Source organism: Fulvivirga aurantia (genome assembly GCF_009711475.1).
In the GTDB taxonomy this organism is placed as follows: domain Bacteria; phylum Bacteroidota; class Bacteroidia; order Cytophagales; family Cyclobacteriaceae; genus Fulvivirga; species Fulvivirga aurantia.
This window is the reverse complement of the sequence record NZ_SMMD01000540.1, coordinates 1-3,758: the sequence shown is the minus strand read 5'-3', so window position 1 is coordinate 3,758 and position 3,758 is coordinate 1. Positions and strand designations below refer to the sequence as shown.

Below are 3,758 nucleotides of genomic sequence, written 5' to 3'. Positions count from 1 at the left end.
TGCACCTTCTTTTACTAGTAGTCCGGTAACTTCTGTAAATGAAGATACCGCTTACAGTTATAATATCTCCACAACAGATCCTGATGCAGGTGATGTTTTAGAGATTACAGCATTATCAAAACCTGGTTGGTTGAGTCTTGTCGACAATGGTGATGGTACAGGGCTATTGAGCGGTACTCCTCTAAATGCCAATGTTGGAAATAACGAGGTGGTATTGAAAGTTGAAGATGGTGCGGGTGCATTTGCCAACCAATCGTTTACAGTCGTAGTAAACAATACTAATGACGTTCCGGTGATAACCAGCACACCCCCAACCACAGCTCAACAAGGATTGCAATATAGCTACAACATGACAACTACAGATCCTGATGCAGGAGATGTACTTACGATAACGGCCCCTACAGGACTGCCGAGTTGGCTTACTTTAACTGACAATGGTGATGGCACCGCCTTACTTGCTGGTACACCCGGCAACCCGGATTTAGGTACCCATAATGTATCACTTAGGGTAACTGATGCGAGTGGCGCCCAAGACAATGAAAACTTTCAAATCGTGGTAGACAATACAAATGATCCTCCAGTATTTGAAAGCTCGCCAATAACATCAGTAGACGAAGATGATTTTTATGATTATCAAATTCAAACCTCAGACCCTGATGTGGGAGAAAGCCTGGATATCGTAATTATTGATAAACCATCATGGCTCAGCTTTACAGATAATGGAGATGGTACCGCTGTTCTTTCCGGCACACCGGTAAATGAAAATGTTGGTAGTTATGCCATAAAACTTCGGGTAACAGATCAGGCGGGTCAAACCACACAGCAGAATTTCACACTAACTGTAAACAATACCAATGACGCTCCACAGTTTGTGAGCAGTCCGGTTACTACAGTTTTAGAAGATGACAGCTATACTTATAACATCGTGGTGGGTGATGAAGACACAGGAGATGCTCTCTCAATCTCGATAAATACAATACCTTCATGGTTATCTTTTGTAGATAATTCAGACGGCACAGCGACTCTTTCTGGTATGCCATTAAATGAAGATGTTGGAGTCATATCTATTTCTTTACAGGCTCAAGACGTTGCAGGGGCTACTGTGAATCAGGACTTTAACCTTACTGTGGTTAATACAAATGATGCACCAGAGATAACAAGTACTCCCGTCACTACAGGTCAACAAGATGATTTGTATACATATCCGATTACAACTTCAGATGTAGACGCGGGAGACATACCTGTTATAAGTGCGGATAACTTACCTCAATGGCTTTCTATAACAAATAATGGGGACGGAACGGCTGAGCTCACAGGTACTCCTGGTAATGCAGATGTCGGAATTGCAAATATCACGTTAATAGCCACAGATGGAGGCAATGCTACCGCAACTCAAAGCTTTCAAATAACTATTGCAAACATAAATGATGCTCCGGTTTTTGAGTCTCAGCCTGTAGTAAAAGTAGCGATTGGTGATGCTTATACTTACGAAATTGTTACCTCAGACCCTGACGCTGGTGATGATGTGTCACTTTCAGTGCCAACGCTTCCAGGTTATTTAAATTTTACTGATTATGGAAATGGTAACGGACGATTGTCAGGGGTAATTTCAGTGAATGCACCACAGAATAAAAATGTGAGTATAGTTGCTACAGACATGAATGGAGCTTCTACCAACCAGGATTTTACTTTTATTATAAACAACCCACCTGTGGTTACGAGTTTTGAAATTTCAACAAACGAAGATGTCGGTTATGACTTTGCAACTGAAGACTTCGCAAATAATTTCATCGATGATCAAGGTGATGTTTTAGAGTCTATACTTATAGAAAGTCTTCCTTTAAACGGGACATTGAATTTTAATGATCAGGAGGTAACGGTTGGTCAGGAAATTATAGCCACGAACCTGAATGAATTAGTTTACTTGCCAGCATTAAATTTCTTTGGTGAAGATAGTTTTACCTGGCAGGGGTTTGATGGCCTTTCAAGTTCTGAAAACACTGCTACGGTTTCTGTGGAGATAATAAGCGTAAACGATGCACCTCGAATAATTACGAGTCGTCAAAATGATGTACTCGCCCCACTTGAGTATAGCCTTGGCGATCCTGAAATAAATATTGTTGAGGAAGGTGAATTATCTATAAGAGATGATGATGATGATGATTTGATTACCGGTGCAATTATTTCCATAGCTGAGAATTTTACAAGTGGTGATCTGCTGAATATAGAACAGTCAACAGACTCAGAGTTAATCGTAACCTATGACCAATCACAAGGCATACTGACGGTGGAAGGAGAGGGCTCTGAAGCTAAATACACAGGTGTGCTGGAAAAAATCAAGTTTAGTAGCCCTGTAAGTGGTTCAGCCACCTTATCAGATAAGCAAATTGAAATTATAGTAATGGATGCTTTAGAGAGTAGTAATGTAGTGTCAAGAGCAATTAACATTACCGAAGTATTTCCGGAGCTAGACTTAGTTAATGCATTTACTCCTAATAACGATGGCGTTAATGATATTTGGGATATCGGCAACCTTCAGTTTTACTCTGATATTGATATTTCAATTTTTGACCAAAATGGTACGCTAATATATAACTGCCAGACGCAAAACTGTAGCTGGGATGGTAAGGTAGGTGGTAAAGTACTGGCGGTGGGGCCATATTTCTACACCATTGACCTCAATAATGGTAAGCGAACATACAAAGGCACGGTAACGATTTTGAAATGAAAATAGGTAAATCAATCATATTAGTAACCGCTTTTTTAGGTTATTCAGTATCGGTTTTGGCTCAACAGCTTGACTACTCTCAATACTATGTAAACCTACCGACAACCAATCCTGGATTTACAGGTATAGATGATTTTCTTGACCTAAAGGCAGGTGTAAGAGAGGGTTGGAATGATTTCGATGACGATAATACGAGTGCTTATATAAGTGCTTTTGGTACACTCAATAAGCCGCTTAAGCACATGATAAGAAGTAATTCTTTGAGAATAAGCGACCCTGGCATGTTTAATAAAATAGCATCTAATAGAAAGCTTAGGAGAAAACATGGCCTTGGTGGAGTAGTTTCTACTAGAAAGTTAGGCCCATACCAATCAACTCAATTGGCCTTGAATTACGCTTATCATCTGCCTATTTCCAAAAAATTAAATTGGTCATTTGGCACTCAGGTGGGCTATCTTTTTCAAAAAGTAGATTTCAGCGGTTATACCTTGAGAAACGAGGTAGACGACCAATTTTATCAGGCATTACTGAGTAGCAATGAAGGGCAGCAAGGCAAGTTAGGCATAGATTTTGGGACAGTAATATATACAAGTAAGCTCTATTTGGGGTTTTCTTCAAGTAATCTGATTGTAAAAAATGTGTCTAGTGATAACATTTTACAAGAACAGAGTAATTCCAGATTTAGAATGCAGATGGGTTACAACTTTGATATTTCACCCAATATAGAAATGAACCTGGCCGGTGCTGGTGTTTACTACGAGGGAATTGACCCAACTGTAATGTTAAATAGCAGGGTAAGGTTTAAAAAGATTGTTTATATAGGTGCGGGTTACGAACATGATAAAAGAGTATCATTACTTTTCGGACTTACATCTGAAGGCAAATTTTCGTTAAACTATTCGTATGATAAATTTATATCCCAATTGACTGATTTTAACGTTAATAGTCATGAGGTAGTAATTGGGGTTACTGTTTTTAATAAATATAACCTGACTCAGAAATTTTGGTAGGCTTAAATATGAAAATAAAA

The 3,758-nt window shown here is 39.1% G+C and carries 2 protein-coding genes; both read left to right on the top strand.

Annotation, left to right across the window (positions count from 1 at the left end; genetic code table 11):
• On the top strand, positions 1 to 2,728 hold a 2,728-nt coding region (locus tag E1176_RS04305), incomplete at its 5' end, for a putative Ig domain-containing protein (RefSeq protein ID WP_155209340.1).
• Positions 2,725 to 3,738 (top strand): PorP/SprF family type IX secretion system membrane protein, encoded by a 1,014-nt coding sequence (locus E1176_RS04300; RefSeq protein WP_155209339.1) that lies wholly within the window; start codon positions 2,725 to 2,727, stop codon positions 3,736 to 3,738. The genes E1176_RS04305 and E1176_RS04300, both read left to right, overlap by 4 nt.
• Positions 3,739 to 3,758: the final 20 nt, after the last annotated feature.

Excerpts from the sequence above, each read along its gene's own strand:
- E1176_RS04300 (WP_155209339.1), top strand. The coding sequence starts at position 2,725 with ATGAAAATAGGTAAATCAATCATATTAGTAACCGCTTTTTTAGGTTAT.